We start from the raw sequence: 18428 nt of genomic DNA on the forward strand, positions 1-18428 counted from the left end.
TTTTGCCGCGTTAGTCTTGCCGCGTTAGTTTTGCCTCGTAAACGCCTGGCAAATATTCTGCTCACCTATCTGCTTGGCACGCTTGAGCGCCACCTCGGCGTTACTCAGGTATTGCTCCAGGTTCTGGCCTGTCTGATAGCTGGCGATCCCCATGCAGATCCCTGTACCCAGGCCGATCTCGTTGAGGCCATTTAACGACTTCACCGCGAAGTGGTGGGCGTCGTCCGAGCTGGTGTCTGGCAGTATCACGATCAGCTTGCCCAGCTGCCAGTGAGACATCTGGTAGTTGACCGGCAGGGTTCTGAGGATATGGATCTCCACCTCCCGCTGACGGTTCTCCAGCTGGCCGATATCACTCATGTGGCTCAGCATGCTCTCGGCGGTGATGTCGATCAGCAGCAGGCTGGAGTGCTCGCGACTGACGGGGCTGAGTGACTTGAAGTAGTCGTCCAGATCCCTGAGGTTCACCAGGATGGCGCTGCGGTGAGGGATGAAGTCGCCCGTGTCTTGCAGCAGGGCGCGCTTCTGCGCCTGCTCCAGGGTGCAGACGATATGTTCTATCTCACCGGCGGCGTCCAGGTGGCCCTTGAGGGTCGCCTGCAGGCAGGTGTTCTCCTTGCTGTTGGGATCACAGAGGATCTGTCCCTTCCAGCTGCCCTGCAGCAAGATCTGCTGGGTGATCCTCGGCCACTGGGAGCTGAGGTCGTTATTGAGCAGATCGGTAAGGTTCTTGCCCTGAATATCATGGATGGAGACCAGCTGCATGAAGGCCTGGTTGGCCAGCTCCAGCATGCCGTTGGCCTGCACCAAGGCGCAGGGGATGGCGTTGTCGTTCAGCAGCTCGTTGAGCTTAGCCTGATGCTGAGCCTTTCTCAGCTGAGACACATCCTCGAAGGTGACCAGATAATATTTTTCCTGACGGCTGCGGCGCGGCGAGCTGGTGACAGTGATGGCCAGATGACTGCCGCCGGGCGAGTCGAAGTCGATAACCCCTTGCCACTTGTTATTGGTCTCAAGCTGGGCAGCGACCTCGGCGTACTGCTCGTTCTCGAACTGCAGGATCCGCTGCAGGTTACGATCTTGCAGCTCGTCCAGGGGCAGGCATAGCAGCTCGGCGGCCTTCTCGTTGGCGGTCATCACCCGGTTCTTGTCGTTGATGATCACGCAGCCGATATCCTGGTGGAACAGGCGGTGGGCCAGTTCTATGCTGTATTCCCGCGAGCGCTGGCCGATGCGGTAGGAGTGGCTCAGCAGGATCAGTGCCAGTGCCAGCAGGGTGAGTACCACGGCGCCGACGATCAGTATGTTGCGCCACTCGGAGAACAGCTCGGCGATGGCGTCGTTGCGCACATAGGAGACCAGGTAATATTCCCGGCGCGTCTCATACTGGGTGGTCAGCTCTATCTTGAGGTAGACGAAGGTGGCGTCGTCGCCATGGAACTGGCCGAAGTTGCTCATGGCCATCTTGCGCCACAGCGCAGGATATGTCTGACGCAGGCTGCCGCCCATGGTATCCGGGATGCGGTTGATGGTCGGCTTGCTCTCGGCGCCGGCGTATAGTAGCCCCTGGGTGTCGAGCATCATGAGTGGCGACTCGGCGCTGGAGTAGGCAGGCTTGATGCTTTTCAGCATACGGCTCATGGACTGATAGGTCAGCAGGTAGCCGCGTACGCTCTGGTCGGGATTCTCCAGCCAGGCCAGCTGATACAGGTAAGGCTCGAGCTTGCCCTTGATGGGGGTAAACTCCAGCGGCGAGGTGTAGACCTCGTTGCCGCCCATGTTGCGCGCGCCGCCGAGCAAGGAGGGGGGTAGCGGGTCGCGGCTAAAGTCGTTGGTGGTGGAAAACTTGTACTTGCCCTGGGGATCGAACAGGGCGATATCCAGCAGCTCGGGGATGTTGCGTATCATCACCTCCCAGCTCTGTTGCAGCTTGAGCTGACGCACCTCGCTGGGGATGGTCAGGTAGCGCTTGAGCAGCTCGTCGTTGGCAAACATCTGGGTACGGAACTGCTGGAAGGAGACCTTGTCGGCGATCAGGGTGCCGACAGATTGCAGTTCGCTGTATCTCTGGGTGGCCCAATCTTCCTGCAGGCGACGCTCGCCCAGGGTGATGATGACGTTGGTGAGGAGCAAGACGCTGATCAGCAAGATGATGATCTGGGTGACCACCGAGAAGATGCGTTGCGCAGACCAGTGCAGCCCCTGTCCGGCGATCAGTTGTGGTTGTTTCTGCGTCAGCATTGCAAGCGGTTTTTCCCCAGTGATTTTGCGGCTATGTTAGCATGATTTTCGCCGCAGAACACAGTCGGTTACAAACCGGCAACGCCCCGCTAAATCATCGGCTGACGCCCAGATAAATTAACCGACGACGCCGAGCTTTCTGTGTTTAAACTGCGCCTTGGCATCGAGCACCAGGGCGCGGCATCTGTCTATATCCACCCCTTCCAGGCCTTCGATGGCAGATACCTGCACCTGGTCGATATAGCCGGGTGCCTGGCGGATAAAGTCCCACAGGGACTCATAAGCACCTTTAAGCTTGGGCTGACAGTGTCTGAGGTAGGCGGCCTCGGTATCGGCGTTGAGGGAGATGGAGAGGGCGTCGACCACCTCGGCCAGCTCAGGCAGTATGTTGCGCCGGTGAAACAGGTTGCCCAGCCCATCTGTGTTGACCCGCACCTTGCCGCCGCGGCGCTTGATCTCCTTTGCCACGCTAAGCAAGGTGGCTAGGTTGAGGGTGGGCTCGCCATAGCCGCAGAACACATATTCGTCGAACTGACTGACCTCGCCCAGCAGGGGAATGAGCTCATCGGCTCTTGGCTGATGGTCGAGAGCCAGCTGATACTCGTGTACCTGCTTACTGCCGTTATGTTTGGGGCAGAACTGGCATCTCAGGGTGCAGCGCCCCGTGATGTTGAGGTAGCGGCTGTTGCGAATGTCGTAGACTAAGGTGGACTGGCTCATGGTACTCGGCGCTGTGATTGACTGGCCCTTGGCAAATTGAGTTGCAAGGAGAATGGCAGGAGTCTAGCGCGTTTGGCGCGGCGAAAACCTCTGCTGGATCAAAAAGGGAGGCTAAGCCTCCCTTTGAATCTAGGTTGATTAGGACTGCTCGCCCTCGACGCTATGGCTGCGGGGCTGCCACCACCAACGGAACAGACGGCCGGTGAGCTGCCTGATATCGTTGAGTATGATGTAGAGCACGGGCACCAACACCAGGGTCACCACGGTGGAGAAGAGGATACCGAATGCCAGCGAGGTGGCCATAGGGATCACAATCTGCGCCTGGAGGCTGCGCTCGAGGATGATGGGCACCAGACCGACGAAGGTGGTCATAGAGGTGAGGATGATCGCTCTAAAACGATAACAACCTGCGTCTATGGCGGCATCTTTGAGCGGCAGGCCCTGAGTACGGGCGCGGTTAACAAAATCCACCAGGATCAGCGAGTCGTTTACCACTACGCCGGCCAGCGCCACGATACCACACAGGCTGAGCACGCTCATGGAGAGCCCCAGGATGAAGTGGCCGAACAAAGCGCCTATGATACCGAAAGGGATCACCGACATGATGATTAGCGGCTGGCTGTAGGACTTGAGCGGAATTGCCATCAGCGCATAGATGGTGAACATGGCAAAAAAGAAGCCCTGGATCAGGCCTATCATGGCGCTCTGCTCATCGGCGCTGCCACCATCTAGCGTGGTGGAGATGTGGCGATACTTGCTCTCAAGGTAGGGCAGGAAATCCTTCTGGATCTCACCCACTACCTTGGAGGGCTCGACCACATTCTTGTTGGCGTTGGCGATAACAGTGATGGCTCGGCGGCCGTCGACACGGGTGATCGACGAGTAGGAATCACCCAGCTCTATGTCGGCCACGCTGGAGAAGGGTACCGAGGTGCCTTGGGGCGTGCGGATCATCATGTTTTCCAGATGCCCCAGGGTGCGGCGCTGCTCCAGTGGGTAGCGCACCATTACCTTGACCTCCTCCTTGTTGCGCAGAATACGCTGGGCCTCATAGCCGTAGAAGCCGTAACGCACCTGGCTGGCCAGATCCGACAGGGTCAGCCCCAGGGCCTCGGCCTCGGGCTTGATCGCCAGGCGGATCTCGTGGCTGCCGGAGGAGTAGTTGTCCGAGATGTCATACACCCCCTCGTAGGTGCGCAGCTTCTGCTTGAGCTCGTCGGCGGCCTGGGAGAGCTGCTCGAGATCGCTCGAGGTGAGCCTGAAGGAGATATCGCCGCCGGCGTCGTTGGTGCTGGCATTAATGTTGAGCTTCTTCACCGAGATCAGCTCAGGCAGTGCCTTGCGCCAGGCATCGGCGATGGTGACGCCGTCCACGTCCCTGTCTTCACCCTTGGTCAGCTCGGCGAAGATGAAGGCCGAGGTACGCGAGCCCATGTTGATAAAGCTGTGCTTCACCACAGGGTAGCCGTACTCGTCTTCCATCTGATCGTTCATCACATAGAGGGCGTTCTCTATCTCCTTGACGACCTTGAGGGTGTTGGCCTCTGAGCTGCCCACATCCATCTCCAGCCGCACCTGAATGAAGTCAGACGGAATATCGGGGAAGAAGACCCAGCGCACCTTACCGCTGGCGACCAGTGCCACCGAGAGGATGAGCACGCCAACGAAGGTGGCGACCACATTGTATCTGTGCTCGATACAGCGACCGATGAAGCTGCGGTAGCTATGGTGGATGAAGTGTTGCACCTTGTTGTTGAGCGCCGTCTTGAAACGCACAAACAGGTTAGGGTTAGGGTTCGGGCGACGCGGCTTTAGGTGAGCCAGGTGCGCCGGCAGAATAAGCTTGGATTCCACCAGTGAGAAGGCGAGACAGAGGATCACCACCAGGCCGATGGACTTCCAGATGATCGCCATGGGGCCAGAAACCATCAACATGGGGATGAAGGCGGCAATGGTGGTCAATACGCCGAAGGTGGCGGGCATGGCGACCTTGTGGGCTCCCTTGATCACATTGTCCAGTGAGTGGCCGTGGCGCTCGATCTCAGTATAGGCACTCTCGCCGATGACGATGGCGTCATCCACGACTATCCCAAGCACCAGAATGAAGGCGAACAGGGTCAGCATGTTGATCGACAGCGAAAAGGGCTCCAGTGGCATCAGCAGCATGGCGCCGAGGAAACAGACCGGCAGGCCCACCATCACCCAGAAGGCCAGACGCAAGTCGAGGAACAGCGCCAGAATGATAAATACCAAGAGGGCGCCATAGAACATGTTCGACAGCATCATGTTGAGACGGCCCTTGAGGTAGTGGGTCAGGTCGCCCCAGGTATCTAGCTGAGCAGTGGCAGGCAGGGTGGCGCGGCGCTCCTCCACATAGGCTTTCACCTGAGAGGAGATATCCAGCGCGTTCTGATCGTCGACGCTCAGCACCTCGATAATGGCCGCCGGCTTACCATTGAAGCGGGTGTATTCCAGACGCTCCTCGAAGTCGTCGCGAATGTTGGCCACCTCGGGCAGCATGATGCGGCTGCCATCCTTGCGGGTCTTGACCACTATCTTGGCAAAGTCGTCGCCCGTGTAGGCTTGGCCCTTGGTGCGCAGCAAGATGTCGCCATCCTCGGCGCGGATCGAGCCGCCGGGCAGGTCGATGGAGGAGTTACGCACCGCCATCGCCACGTCGGCGAAGCTGAGGCCATACTCACGTAGCTTGTCTTCGGATACTTCTATGCCTATCTCATAGTCGCGCACGCCGGTGACTTGGGCGCGGGTGACGGCGGGTAGGGCGGTGATCTCCTCACGTATGCTCTTGGCCAGCTCCTTCATCTCGTGCAGGTTCATGTCGCCATACACTGAGACCCAGATAACGTTGTTTTCTGGCTTGATGCGGAAGATGTTGGGCTTCTCGATATTGTCGGGAAAGGTCGCGATGGCGTCGATGCGCAGCTTGGCCTCATCAAGGATATCCTGGGGATCGAAGCCGTCCTCTACCTCTATGGTGACGCTGCCTGAGCCTTCGCTGGCGATCGAGGTCACCTTCTTAATGCCGCTGATATCCTGGATCGCCTCTTCGATCTTGATGTTGATCCCCTCTTCGATCTCCTGAGGGGCGGCGCCTGGATAGGCCACGGAAATTTGCAGATAGTTGAGCTCGAAGGAGGGGAAGACCTCCTTATTGATCAGCAAGGTGCTGAACAGGCCGCCGATAAGCAGCGCAAACATCAAGAGGTTGGCCGCCACGCTGTTGCGGGCGAACCAGGCAATGATGCCCTTATTGGTATTGGTCTCCATTACTGATCACCTGCTGCCACTAGGGTCTGCTGGCTGTCATCCTCTTTGTCCTGGTTCTGAGACTTGTCCTCTTCGCCGATCACCTTCACCAGCTGACCGGTGGCCATGTTGTTGATGGTGGTCAGTGAGATGCGCTCGCCATCTTTCAGGCTGTCCTTGATATAGACCTTGTCGATATCGCTGCGTACCACGTTGACCTCACGCATCTCTAGCGTGTTGTCGTCGCGTACTACGGCGACCTGGTGATCCCTGACAATATAACGGGGCAATTTGACGATCCCCTCGACGGTGCGGCCCTTGATGATGGCGTTGACGAAGCTCCCATACTTGAGCGGTAATTGCCCTTCTGCCTTGTTCTCTCTTAAGTAAGGGTCTTTCACCTCGGCCACCAGATAGACCATGCGGTTGTCGGCGTCGATCACCCCTTCACTACGCACTATTTGGCCTGTCCAGTTTACCGTGCGGCCCGCCAGCTCGGCGCTCAGGGTCACCTGGGTATCGGGATTGTCGATAGATTCCAGGTAGGCCAGCTCATGGTTGGCCAGCGGCAGACGGATCTCGGCGGTGCGGGTGTCGTACAACTCGCCCAGGTTAGTGCCCAGGGTGACATACTGGCCTAGATCCACGTTACGGGACTTGATGATGCCATCAAACGGGGCGCGTATGGTGGTGCGCTTCAGGTTACGCTGGGCACGAGCCAGGGCGGCCTCGGCAAACTTGACGTTGGCCTGCTCCTTCTTGAGCTGTGGCACACGCAGGCCAAGCTCTGGCGGCACGCCGCCGTCGTAACCTTTCCAGTCTTCTTTGGCCACTTCGCCGCGGGCGATCTCTTCATCCAGCGCCGCCTTGGCCTGGGCCAGGGTGGCCTGCGCCTGCATCAGATCCGCCTCGTAATCCGAGGGTTCGATCTGCGCCAGCATATCGCCGCGCTTGACTATGCCACCGGCGACAAACTTGTCCGAGATGGTCAGCATGCGTCCTTGCACCTCTGTGACCAGCTGGGTCTTGTTCTTGGGGAGTACCACACCGTAGGAGGGCAGGTTTAATGAAACGGTTTCACTTCGTACCGGCATCACGTCCACTATGGGAACCGGCATCTCTTCCTCTTTCTGCTCTGGGGCTTCCTGAGTACTCATCAAGAGGGCGGCAAACAGGCCGAAGACGATCAGGATAAGAAAAGGGGGGAAAACTCTTCGTAGGATAATTTTTATCATTGACTTCATGCTATTCCGTGCTGAGCTGAATGCCCTATAAATTACCAGAGTCTCCTCTGTGCGCAAAAGTCTTTTTGTAAATAAAATGTGTCAAATCCACTCTGTTAAACCAATTTAACATATTGAAAATCAAGTGAAGCTGGTGACACTTGCTACCAATTTGTTAAGTTGCCATAAAAAAAGCGCCCCCTGAGGGACGCTTAATTGCCGAGACGGCGGGCGTTTGGCAAGCCTAACGCTAGCGCTTCTTCTTGGCTTTCTTCGGGCTCTTCTTGTCGCTGCTCTTCACCTTCTTCTTGGTGGGCACCTTAGCTTCCTTGTGTTTAGGACGCAGCGAGTCGATCACCCGGCGTTTCAGCGGCTGCTCGATATAACGCTCGATCTTGGCGACGACGCGCATGTCGTGGGCCTCAACCAGAGAGATGGCCGTGCCCTTGTTACCGGCGCGGCCGGTACGGCCGATGCGGTGCACATAGGTGTCTGCCGAGCGCGGCATATCGAAGTTGATCACATGGGTGATGCCATCGATGTCGATACCACGGGCCGCCACGTCTGTGGCCAGCAGCACATTAACCTCGCCCTTGGTGAAGCGGCCCAGCGCCTGAAAACGTGCCTTCTGTTCCATGTCGCCACGCATGAAGGCGCAGTGAATTCCGGCCTGTTGCAGCTGACCTTCCAGGCTGGCTACGACCTCACGGGTCTTGACGAAGACGATGGCGCGGCTGACCTCTTCACGCTTGAGGATGTCGCACAGCAGAGCAAACTTATGCTCTTTGTCGTCGGCCAGGTGCATCCATTGATGGATCTTGGCCTTCTCGCTGCGGGGTGGCTTGGTTTCTATGGTCACAGGATTGGTCAGCAGCATCTCGGCGAAGCGGCTCACGCCGCCGCCTTCCAGGGTCGCAGAGAACAGCATGTTGTGTTTACGCTGCTGCGCCTCGATGGCGATAGACTGCACCGCGGAGGAGAAACCCATGTCCAGCATGCGGTCGGCCTCGTCGAGTACCAAGATCTCCACCGATTGGGCGTCGAAGAGTTCCTTGTCCAGGTACTCCATCAGACGGCCGGGTGTGGCCACCAGAATGTCGATATTTTCCTTGAGCGCCTGCTCCTGCGGAGCGTAAGGCACACCACCTGTGATGATGGCGATATCCAGTCCCAGGCCGGTGGCCAGATGGCTGGCGTATCTGTGTACCTGGCTGGCCAGCTCACGGGTTGGAGCGAGGATCAGCACGCGCGCTTGGCCCGAGTAGCGGCGGGGGAAGTCCAGCAGATGTTGCAGCGCCGGTAGCAGGAAGCTGGCGGTCTTGCCAGTGCCTGTCGGTGCCCTCGCCAGGATATCTTTGTGCTCCAGGGCTAGGGGAATCGTCTGTTGCTGGATGGTGGTCGGGGCAAGATGGCCCATCGCCTTGAGCGACTCGAGCAGGGTGTCGTCAAGGTGGAAATCTTCAAATTGCATGCGCTGCGTCTCTCTAAATAATAGCGGCGCATTATACACCCAAACCTGAGTAAAGTGCGAGGCCGCTCGCCGAGCCGAATTGCTGCGGTTTAGAGCTTGAGGTAGAAGGCCTGAGTCAGGGCAACCATAGCCTCGCTGTAGGCCCCTGAGGCATCTCGAATGCTGAGGTGCTCAGCCTCTATCGCTTCGCTAGACTCGGCGATCGAGACGGCGTGGCTCAGGCAGAGCAGATGCCGTTGAGGCTTTTTGCTGGGCGCTGTGGTGATGTCGACCCTGGCATTTAGCTTGAGCTCAAAATCGGCCAGCAGGGGCAGAAATCGTCCCAGGCTGGCATTTGGCAAAATCAGGCTGGCCTTGCCCTGGGGGGCCAGCAGCTGCTTGATGGCTGACAATAGCTGGTCAAACGCTAGGCTGTCTGTGTGTCTGGCCTGGGCGCGCTTGCTGCACTGAGACTGAGGCCCGTTGTCGAAATAGGGTGGATTGCAGAGGATATGGTCGAACTTCGTTTGTACGCCGGGATACCACGCCAGCAGATCCGCCTGGATCAATTTGATGCGATCGCCCCAGGGACTCTGGTCGATGTTGTGTTGGCAGTCCTGCGCCGCCAGGGGGTCTATCTCCAACGCTTGTATCGCCGCCTCGCTGCGCTGGGCTGCCATCAGGCTCAGCAGACCACTGCCGGCGCCGATATCCAGTATGGTTTTGGCCTGGGTGAGTGGTGCCCAGGCGCCCAGCAGGACGCCATCTGTGCTGACGGGCATACCGCAGTGGCTGTCATCGACGTGAAATTGCTTGAAGGTAAAGGGCATGGCCTAACGTTGGAGATTAAAGATGCGTGGGGCGCATTGTACGTGATAGTGCTAAACGCAGAAAGTCCGCTGTTACAAGGGCGCAAAACAGTGAATCTTGCTAGGGCCAAATGTTGCCTGGTGTGAAGGGTGAAAACAGCCTGTGGCGAGTTTGTTAAAATTAGGCTCTCATTTGCATCGATCTGGCGCCGCAATCTTGTGTCTCGGCGGCCTTTTTGCTAATAGTAGGTCCTCCTATCGGGGCTGAAAGCCTTGATTTGAGCCAGGTAAGCCAGTTTGAATGCATTTTTAGCGTTAGTTAATCCTGCTGTCGTTCAAGAAGTAGCCAAGAATGGGCTAGATTTACCACGGAGACGTGTAATAAGAAGTTTACACGCAATGAAGGTCGCGGTCATTAGCCAATAATTTCCACTAAGCGATTAAGATCATTATACAAAGCAGATTAACGGGGCGTTGTGTGCAGAACAATAAATTGAGTATGACGGATACATTGGGCTTAGGTTTCATGACCTTTGCCTTCTTCTTAGGCGCGGGGAACCTGATCTTCCCGCCGCTGGCCGGATTCCTTGCCGGTGAGAACATGTCTTGGGCCATGATCGGCTTCCTGCTGACCGCGGTGACTCTGCCGCTGGTGACCCTGATTGCCGTGGCAAAGGCCAACGGCAAGGTGATGGGGCTACTGCCACCTCTGGCCGCGACCATGCTGGCGATCGCCATCTACATCATCATTGGCCCAGCCTTTGCCGCGCCTCGTGCAGGCCTGGTGGCCTATGAGATGGGCTACAAGCCTTTTATCCAAGATGCTCAGGCGAGTTTTGAAGTCGCCGGTGTCGTCTTCACCAGCTCACAGCTTCTCTATACCAGCATCTTCTTCGGCATCGCCATGTTGCTGTCGCTGTTCCCCGGTAAGCTACTGGACAGCGTAGGTAAGGTGCTTACTCCTATCATGATCATCCTGCTGGTGGGTCTGGCGGTCTCTGTGGTTGTGCTACCAGGCTCAGACGTGGCCGCTGCCGTGGGCGACTATCAGACCAACCCGCTAACCAAGGGGATCATCGAAGGCTATAACACCATGGACACCCTGGCATCGCTGATCTTCGGCATGCTGATCATTGACCTGCTACGTAAGAAGGGCGTGGATTCGCCAAGAGAGCAGACCAAGTATCTGGTGCGCGCGGCCTTTATCGCCGCTGGTGGCCTGGCGTTTGTCTACGTATCACTCTTCTACCTGGGCGCGACCGCCGGTGACCTGGCCGTGGGCGCCGATAACGGCGGGGTGATCCTGACTAACTATGTGAACCATCAGTTTGGCGCCTCGGGTCAGCTGCTGCTGGCCGCCGTGGTGACCCTGGCCTGTCTGACGACGGTTGTCGGCCTGGTGTCTGCCTGCGCCGAGTACTTCAACGAGCTGATGCCTAGCCTCTCATACAAGCTATTGGTGGTGGTGATGAGCGTCACCTGCGCCGTGGTGGCTAACGTGGGTCTGGCGCAGCTGATCAACATCAGCATTCCTGTGTTGGTGACCATTTACCCAGTGGCGATCGCCCTGGTGGCGGTGACCTACTTGACCGAGCGTTTTGCCCAGCCTGCCTTTGCCCACCGCATGGTGTTGAGTGTGGCCCTGGTGTTCGGCATCATCGACGGCCTCAAGGCGGCCGGTGTCAACATGAGCATGTTCGACGTGATGCCGCTGTCGGCTCAGGGGATGGCCTGGTTAATTCCGACGGCAATTACCATCTTTGCCTGTTTGATGGTCAAACGCCCACGAGGTGAAGCGGTATTAAATTGATGCCAGCCTAAGCCATAGCGTAAGATAGCGGTGTTAACTCTAAGAGTTAGCACCGTTTTTGTATCTAAAGGATTTCATGTGCTAGCTGAGAGCAACGAATATCAGACCGATCCCCTCATCGAGCCGTTTCTCGATGATCTCTGGGCCGCTAAGGGACTGAGCGATCACACGCTGCAGGCCTATCGCAGCGATCTCAGCCACTTCGACCGTTACCTTAATAAACAGGGCTCCAGCCTGCTATCGACCAGTCAGGCTGAGGTGCGTGACTATCTCGCGCTACGGGTCGAGCAGGGTTTTGCCAAGACCAGCAGTGCCAGGCTACTCAGTAGCCTGCGCCGCTTCTATAAATACATGCTCGCCAAGAAGCTGATAGAAGTTGACCCCATGGCGATGATCAAGCCGCCCAAGCTGGCGAGAAAGTTGCCCGATGCCCTGAGTGAGGCGGACGTGGATCGTCTGCTTAACGAACCTAACCGGGAAGATCCCGTCGAGGCTAGAGACCGCGCCATGCTGGAGCTGCTCTATGCCAGTGGACTGCGGGTGTCTGAGCTGGTGGGGCTGACGCTGGATCAGATGAGTCTGAGGCAAGGTGTGGTACGCATAGTGGGTAAGGGCAGCAAGGAGCGCCTGGTGCCCTTTGGCGAGCAGGCGGGCGCAGAGATTGAGGACTACCTCAAGGCGGCCAGGTTCGAGCTGTTAAAGGGCAAGGCCAGCGACGTGGTGTTTCCCTCCAAGCGCGGCAATATGATGACCCGCCAGACCTTCTGGCACAGGATCAAGCTCTACGCTCAGCGTGCCGGGATTGCGGTGCATCTGTCGCCTCACACCCTGAGACACGCCTTCGCCACCCATCTGCTCAATCATGGCGCGGATCTGCGGGTGGTGCAGCTACTGCTGGGACACAGCGATCTCTCCACGACTCAGATCTACACCCATGTGGCCAAGGCCAGATTGGCCCAGCTGCATCAAGCCCATCACCCCAGAGGTTGATGGGAAAGCCACAAAATTGCACTGTGAAGGCCTAAGTTAAGGCCTCCATTGCGATTATTCGTTTGCTTTAACGGCCTCGAGCATGTAACTTTTCTGCCTCTAGGCCGGTCTATAACAATGACATCTTGGTCATAGCAAGTTTTAGTAACAATTTAGGTTGGAAAACCGGCAGCCTACTTTGCTTTAATGCTATTAGCCCTAACACCCTATAGGAATTCTAATGAAGTTTACCCGAGCGCTCACCTTAGTTGTTGCCATGGTGGCCACGCCCCTGATGGCGGCATCAAACAACGTGGTCGACAATGGCGACCAGTTGAAGCAGAAATTATCAGATACCCTAGGCGTCGAGGTGCAAAACCTTAGTCAGTCGCCAATCCCAGGCCTGTATGAGGCGATCACCAACCGTGGCGTACTCTATGTCAGCAAAGACGGCAGCAAGCTGTTTCACGGGAACCTGTACGATCTCGACAACGGCATGAAGAACCTCACCGAGGCGGCATTAGCCGGTCCGCGTATGGAAGCGATCAAGCCGTTTGAGCCAAACATGCTGGTCTACAAGGCCAAGGATGAGAAGCATGTGGTGACCGTATTTACCGATATTACCTGTGGCTACTGCCGCAAGTTACACAACCAGATGGCCGAGTATAACGACTTAGGTATCACAGTACGTTATCTGGCCTTCCCTCGTCAGGGCGTGCCGTCTAAAAACGCAGTGGATATGGAAGCCGTATGGTGTTCGGCCGATCCGCTCAAGGCAATGACAGATGCCAAGGCGGGTAAGCAGGTTTCGGGGGCTAAGTGTGATGCCAAGATCGCTCAGCAGTATCAACTTGGGCAGAGTCTTGGGGTGAACGGCACGCCAGCCATTATCTTGGAAGACGGTACCATGATCCCGGGTTATCAGCCGCCTGAGCAGCTGATCCAGGTGCTGGACCGCATCCAATAAGTCGCTAATGCGCGAAACAAGGTGAGCCTGGGCTCACCTTTTTTTTTGGCCATCTTTTGCTGTGTGTTCCGAGCTGGCTTTGTTATGCTAGCGACAAGATTTTTAGAGGTTGTTTGAGTCGTGATCCATAAGATAGTGCGCCGCCCCAAGGTAGATGACAGCCATCTGCCGAGTCATCTTTCCCCCATACTAAAGCAAGTCTACGCCAGCCGTGGCTGCAAAGTGGACGACTGCGAGTTGGTGCTGGCTAACCTGCTGCGCCCCGACACGCTCAAGGATGTGGACAAGGCCGCGGCCATCATCGCCGATGCCATGGCCAAGCAGCAATCGATTCTGATCGTCGGCGACTTCGACGCCGACGGCGCTACCTCCACCAGTGTCTGCCTGCTTGCCCTAAGAATGATGGGCGCTGCCAATGTGGATTACCTCATTCCCAACCGCTTCGATTACGGCTATGGTCTCAGCCCTGAGATAGTTCAGGTGGCCCAGCAGAAGGGGGCAGAGCTGCTGATCACCGTCGACAACGGCATCTCCTCCATCGAAGGGGTCGCCGCGGCCAAGGCGCTGGGGATGCAGGTGGTGATCACCGACCATCACCTGCCGGGCAACAGCGTGCCCGAGGCCGATGCGATAGTAAATCCTAACCAGCTGGGCTGTGGCTTCGCCAGCAAGGCGATCGCCGGGGTTGGGGTCGCCTTCTATCTGATGTCGGCCCTGCGCGCCGAGCTACGTAGCCGTGGCTGGTATCAGGCGCAGGGCATACAGGAACCCAATCTCGCCACCCTGCTGGATATCGTCGCCCTAGGCACTGTGGCGGACGTGGTGTCGCTCGATACCAACAACCGCATCCTGGTGGACGCAGGCCTCAAGCGGGTGCGCGCCGGACGCTGCCGCCCAGGAATTACCGCGCTCTTGGAAGTGGCCAAGCGTAACACTTCTCGCATCGTCGCCTCTGATTTTGGCTTCGCGGTCGGCCCCAGGCTCAACGCCGCCGGGCGCCTGGACGAGATGGCCTTGGGGGTCGAGACCTTGTTGTGCGACGACATGATGCGTGCGCGGCGTATGGCCAGCGAGCTGGATGGGCTCAACGCCGAGCGGCGTGAGCTGGAAACCGGCATGCAGCAGGAGGCGCTAAAGAGCCTGGAGAGTTTGTCGCTTAATGAGAGTGAACTGCCCTGGGGGATCGCCCTCTACCAGCAAGACTGGCACCAGGGGGTGATCGGCATCCTGGCGTCGCGCATCAAGGATAAGTACCACAGGCCGGTGATCGCCTTCGCCGAGGCGGGCGAGGGGGAGATCAAGGGCTCGGCGCGCTCCATCAAGGGGCTGCATATGCGCGACTTGCTGGAGCTGATCAATGCCCGCCAGCCTGGAATGATCATCAAGTTCGGCGGTCACGCTATGGCGGCGGGCCTGTCCCTGCGCGCCGGTGAGTTCGAGCGTTTCGCCAAGGCCTATGACGAGGCGGTGCGTGAACTGCTTGCCCCCGAGCAGCTGACCGGCGAGATCGTCAGCGACGGTGAACTAAGCCCGGCTCAGCTCAATATGGCACTGGCCAGGGAGCTTCGCAGTGCAGGTCCTTGGGGGCAGAACTTCCCCGAGCCGATATTCGACGGTGTGTTTCGTATCTTACAGCAGCGGATCGTCGGCGAGCGTCACCTCAAACTCGTGCTGGAGAGTGAATGCGGCCAGACTATGGTAGATGCCATCGCCTTCAACGTGGATCTCACCACCTGGCCCGATGCCACCATCCAATACGCCGAGGTCGCCTACAAGCTGGATATCAATGAGTTTCGCGGCAACGAGAGTCTGCAGCTAATGGTGGAGCAGATCGAACCTAAGTAGCGTAGGCTTCAAGGTTTGTGTTTGGCCCTGATTTCGAAGGCCAAAATCGTGTTTACACCATTTAATTACTGCTTCTTCGATTTGACTTCATTTGTGGAACCATGGCCTTGTTTGCTCATGACAAACAGGGCGATGCCGCCGAGGACGGCGATGGAGGCAAGCAGGAGTCTGCTTGTTAATGCCTCGTCGAGCCAGATGAAGCCGCCGAAGGCGGCAATAATGGGTACGCTGAGCTGCACGGTCGCGGCGGTGACGGCAGAAAGAGATGGCAGGACTAGATACCATAGGGCGTAGCCCAGCCCCGAGGCGAAGGCGCCTGAGGCGACGGCGTAGCCAATCCCGGCAGCGCTGATCGTCTCTAAATTAGCAAGCAGGGCAAAAGGCACCAGGGCCATGGGCACTGCGCGAATAAAATTCCCCGCAGTGGCCAGGGTTGGTCGCTTAGTGCCGCGACCTAGCAGGGAGTAGACGCCCCAGGAAACCCCGGCGATTATCATCAGCATGGCGCCTATTAAGGGCGGAGCGCTTACACCCGGCAGCACTAACCATACCAGTCCGCCTCCGGCCATTAGCGCTCCTACCATCTGTTTTCGATTTATCCGCTCGCCCGACCACAAACCGTAGAGGATCATGGTGATCTGCACCGCGCCGAACAGCAACAAGGCCCCTGTGCCGGCGCTTAGGCTGTTGTAGGCAAAGGAGAATGCCACCGCGTAACCAAACAGCGCCGATGCCGATAGCCAGTTGCCGCCAAGGCCGCTTGTGCGGATATGAGGTGATACGAGTATTCCCAGAACCAGGGCGCCGGAAGCGATTCGTATCAGGGTGAAGCTGGCTGCGCCGATACTGCCCGATGCCAGGGCCTCCCGGCAAAACAGCGAGTTGGCCGCAAACGCCAGCATGGTGACCGAGGTGAGTAACAGCAGGCGTATCCATGGTTGTTGGGGCATGTTTAATCTTCTGCGTTGAATTTCTTAGTGATATTAGTTTCAGTGTATCGTGGGATTGGTTGTTTGCCACGGTGGTTAATGGGTTAATGGGTTAATGGGTTAATGGGTTAATGGGTTAATGGGTTAATGGGTTAATGGGTTAATGGGTTAATGGGTTAATGGGTTAATGGTTTAGCTATTGAGCTTTTGGCGGCGCTCTTGTTTGATTAGAGAATTGAAGGTCGTACTTTCATTTACCTAAGCTACCTAACGCCTGCCCGGCGGGGGATGTGCAGATACACCCGTGACACGCTGTTCGCCATCCATGGCCGCTCTGCGGTTTCATCCCTGAAACCGAAGGTCACTGGCGTATCTGCACTCGGTACTCAACGTTTCTTCGATTTGACTGCATTTGTTGCCGATAGCCAGGAAAACTTAGTGCACCTTTGCCACTTTGTTATCTATAGGTGGCAAACCGAGTGAAAATAAAGGGTAATAAAATCAGTGCGTAAATTTAATCTCGTTAGGTGGAAGGTTTGGAAAAGCGCATGTGCGTTTTTCCGGATGGTGTATTTGAAGTAAAGGTGATAACTTCGTTGCAATACAATTAGTTAACAATGCGCGCTTTCATTTTACTACCGATGTAAACGCGCATACCTACTAATAAGCTGTTATACGTTAGGAGTTAGCATGAAGTTTAGATGCTTCGTTCTTTTTTCTTGTTTATTTTCCTTGAGCAGTTTCGCTTGTGAACCATCCTCAGTTGATTGGGCAAGTGAGTTGAAAGAGTCAAGACAACTTGACGAAGAATTTGCTCTAGAAGTAGCCAATAATGCTGACATTATTGGAATCGGTCGTGCTACTAAAGTCATTGATGTAGATGTTTCAAATGGATATAAGCAAAGAGTGTTTTTTGAAATCGAAGAGATACTTAAAGGGCCTCAACAAGCTGAGGTATCAGCGTTAATGAGTAAAATAAAAGTTCAAACTGAAAACGATCAAGTAGAAGAACTCTATGTTTGTGGAAAACCGATTGAACCTAGCATTGATGATGCGTATGCAGTTAGAACATATAAGTATCTTTTCTATATTAGAAATGATGTTTTGATCAGAGCCAGCACTTATCCAGAGGCACCATTACCAATGCTTCCACAAGAAGAGATTGATTTACTAATACGTGAAAAGCGTATAACAAGGCCTTAAAGCCGGATACAAAACTGTTGGCTGGTTCCGCTTCGCTTTAAACCAGCCGGAATGGGGGCGTTAGGTTTCAAGGAGTATTGAGTGAATACCAATGAGGGGAGAGTATATTTTGCTTTAGATGGTGATGATTTTGATCCTGATGAAGTGACCAAATTTATTGGAATAGAACCAACTTCAATAATGAGGAAGGGTAGCAAAGCAGGCGGTAAACTACCGAAAAAAAGTTCTTGGACTGTTTCGACTGAAAACGTTGTTAACGAGCACATTGATGTTTTTGACATGACCACTGAAATCGTCAATATACTTAAACCTAAAAAAGATCTGATTATTCAGTCGATTGAGAAGTTTAAAGTTAAGCCAAGATTAGAGGTTGTTCTTTGGTTTTCTATTAACGAAGAGTACTCAACACCTGCGATTGGCTTTGAAACAGAAACGGTATCTTTTTTAGGTGAAATCGGTGCATTCATAGACATAGATACGTACAAACATTAAAAGGTAACAAGAGGCTCCACCGGACACATTTTGGTGTGTAGTGGTCAATTAAAACTGATGACTTTATCTAACATACATGAATTTGCCAGATAAAATGGACTTAGTCGCATTGAAGCTCAGGCTCTATAGAAGCCGGCTGTTGATTGGTTTATTGGCAAGCCTAGTACCGATATTAAAGTTTATGGTTATCCCTCTGATCAATGGAATCGAACCTAGTGAAAAGGAAATTAAGTTTGTTTTTCTTAGTGGATTGGTCTTGTTCTGGTGTTTTGGGTTGTTGTTATTAAGCTTTGACTTCGGAGATAAGAAGAGAAGTAGGTTTTTTCCTACATTTAGTGCTTTAGGTCGCTGGTATGGGGCAATTTTTATCTTTGTATGGCTTGGTATTCTTACCTGCTTAAGCATTATTATACCGGTGGTGTTGATTGTAAGTTAGCTCTGCCATTAACTAGAGCTTTTGTTGTCCATAGATATTTTAATTTTGAATCCGTGAGTTAAAGCCA

Annotated in this window: 13 protein-coding genes; 6 read left to right on the top strand and 7 right to left on the bottom strand. The window is 55.5% G+C overall.

All coding sequences use genetic code 11. The annotated features are described in order from the left end of the window. Positions 1-24: 24 nt before the first annotated feature. From K0H81_RS03975 to K0H81_RS04000, 6 genes are all read right to left on the bottom strand, one after another. Positions 25-2241 (bottom strand): PAS domain-containing protein, encoded by a 2217-nt coding sequence (locus K0H81_RS03975; RefSeq protein WP_220059971.1) that lies wholly within the window; start codon positions 2239-2241, stop codon positions 25-27. A gap of 117 nt (positions 2242-2358) precedes the next feature. Further along, entirely contained in the window at positions 2359-2961 is a 603-nt protein-coding gene (locus tag K0H81_RS03980; protein ID WP_220059972.1) for a TatD family nuclease-associated radical SAM protein, read from the bottom strand. Between the two features lie 138 nt (positions 2962-3099). Continuing rightward, positions 3100-6249 carry an efflux RND transporter permease subunit gene (locus tag K0H81_RS03985; protein ID WP_220059973.1) on the bottom strand — a complete coding sequence of 1050 codons (3150 nt, stop codon included), beginning with the start codon at positions 6247-6249 and terminating at the stop codon, positions 3100-3102. Next, positions 6249-7463, bottom strand: coding sequence for an efflux RND transporter periplasmic adaptor subunit (locus K0H81_RS03990; RefSeq protein WP_220060785.1), 1215 nt, complete (start codon positions 7461-7463; stop codon positions 6249-6251). Before K0H81_RS03990 ends, K0H81_RS03985 begins: the two co-directional genes overlap by 1 nt. Before the next feature lie 238 nt (positions 7464-7701). Continuing rightward, positions 7702-8922: an ATP-dependent RNA helicase SrmB gene (gene srmB, locus K0H81_RS03995; RefSeq protein ID WP_041406410.1), complete on the bottom strand. Its 1221-nt coding sequence runs from the start codon at positions 8920-8922 to the stop codon at positions 7702-7704. A gap of 89 nt (positions 8923-9011) precedes the next feature. Then, the gene (locus K0H81_RS04000; RefSeq protein ID WP_220059974.1) at positions 9012-9731 is read right to left on the bottom strand and encodes a tRNA1(Val) (adenine(37)-N6)-methyltransferase; all 720 of its coding nucleotides are present in this window, start codon (positions 9729-9731) and stop codon (positions 9012-9014) included. 478 nt (positions 9732-10209) lie between these two features. On the opposite strand from K0H81_RS04000, the gene brnQ reads away from it, so the two are divergent. The 4 genes from brnQ to recJ all read left to right on the top strand — a co-directional run bounded on the left by brnQ (position 10210) and on the right by recJ (position 15301). Next, positions 10210-11520 (top strand): branched-chain amino acid transport system II carrier protein, encoded by a 1311-nt coding sequence (brnQ, locus tag K0H81_RS04005; RefSeq protein ID WP_258406167.1) that lies wholly within the window; start codon positions 10210-10212, stop codon positions 11518-11520. Between the two features lie 78 nt (positions 11521-11598). After that, positions 11599-12510 (top strand): site-specific tyrosine recombinase XerD, encoded by a 912-nt coding sequence (gene xerD, locus K0H81_RS04010; protein ID WP_220059976.1) that lies wholly within the window; start codon positions 11599-11601, stop codon positions 12508-12510. 220 nt (positions 12511-12730) lie between these two features. Beyond that, positions 12731-13456 (top strand): bifunctional protein-disulfide isomerase/oxidoreductase DsbC, encoded by a 726-nt coding sequence (gene dsbC, locus K0H81_RS04015; protein WP_220059977.1) that lies wholly within the window; start codon positions 12731-12733, stop codon positions 13454-13456. 120 nt (positions 13457-13576) lie between these two features. Further along, the gene (gene recJ, locus K0H81_RS04020) at positions 13577-15301 is read left to right on the top strand and encodes a single-stranded-DNA-specific exonuclease RecJ (RefSeq protein WP_220059978.1); all 1725 of its coding nucleotides are present in this window, start codon (positions 13577-13579) and stop codon (positions 15299-15301) included. A gap of 65 nt (positions 15302-15366) precedes the next feature. On the opposite strand, the gene K0H81_RS04025 is transcribed toward recJ, so the two are convergent. After that, positions 15367-16251 (bottom strand): DMT family transporter, encoded by an 885-nt coding sequence (locus K0H81_RS04025; RefSeq protein ID WP_220059979.1) that lies wholly within the window; start codon positions 16249-16251, stop codon positions 15367-15369. Positions 16252-16920: 669 nt separating this feature from the next. Between K0H81_RS04025 and K0H81_RS04030 the strand changes: the two genes are divergently transcribed. Beyond that, entirely contained in the window at positions 16921-17433 is a 513-nt protein-coding gene (locus tag K0H81_RS04030; protein WP_220059980.1) for a hypothetical protein, read from the top strand. 81 nt (positions 17434-17514) lie between these two features. After that, a complete protein-coding gene (locus K0H81_RS04035) occupies positions 17515-17925 on the top strand; it encodes a DUF4279 domain-containing protein (RefSeq protein WP_220059981.1) in 411 nt (136 codons plus the stop codon). Positions 17926-18428: the final 503 nt, after the last annotated feature.

Source organism: Shewanella halotolerans, from assembly GCF_019457535.1.
GTDB classification, from domain to species: Bacteria; Pseudomonadota; Gammaproteobacteria; order Enterobacterales; family Shewanellaceae; genus Shewanella; species Shewanella halotolerans.

Excerpts from the sequence above, each read along its gene's own strand:
- K0H81_RS03975 (WP_220059971.1), bottom strand. The coding sequence starts at position 2,241 with ATGCTGACGCAGAAACAACCACAACTGATCGCCGGACAGGGGCTGCAC.
- K0H81_RS03980 (WP_220059972.1), bottom strand. The coding sequence starts at position 2,961 with ATGAGCCAGTCCACCTTAGTCTACGACATTCGCAACAGCCGCTACCTC.
- K0H81_RS03985 (WP_220059973.1), bottom strand. The coding sequence starts at position 6,249 with ATGGAGACCAATACCAATAAGGGCATCATTGCCTGGTTCGCCCGCAAC.
- K0H81_RS03990 (WP_220060785.1), bottom strand. The coding sequence starts at position 7,463 with ATGATAAAAATTATCCTACGAAGAGTTTTCCCCCCTTTTCTTATCCTG.
- srmB (WP_041406410.1), bottom strand. The coding sequence starts at position 8,922 with ATGCAATTTGAAGATTTCCACCTTGACGACACCCTGCTCGAGTCGCTC.
- K0H81_RS04000 (WP_220059974.1), bottom strand. The coding sequence starts at position 9,731 with ATGCCCTTTACCTTCAAGCAATTTCACGTCGATGACAGCCACTGCGGT.
- brnQ (WP_258406167.1), top strand. The coding sequence starts at position 10,210 with ATGACGGATACATTGGGCTTAGGTTTCATGACCTTTGCCTTCTTCTTA.
- dsbC (WP_220059977.1), top strand. The coding sequence starts at position 12,731 with ATGAAGTTTACCCGAGCGCTCACCTTAGTTGTTGCCATGGTGGCCACG.
- K0H81_RS04025 (WP_220059979.1), bottom strand. The coding sequence starts at position 16,251 with ATGCCCCAACAACCATGGATACGCCTGCTGTTACTCACCTCGGTCACC.
- K0H81_RS04030 (WP_220059980.1), top strand. The coding sequence starts at position 16,921 with ATGAAGTTTAGATGCTTCGTTCTTTTTTCTTGTTTATTTTCCTTGAGC.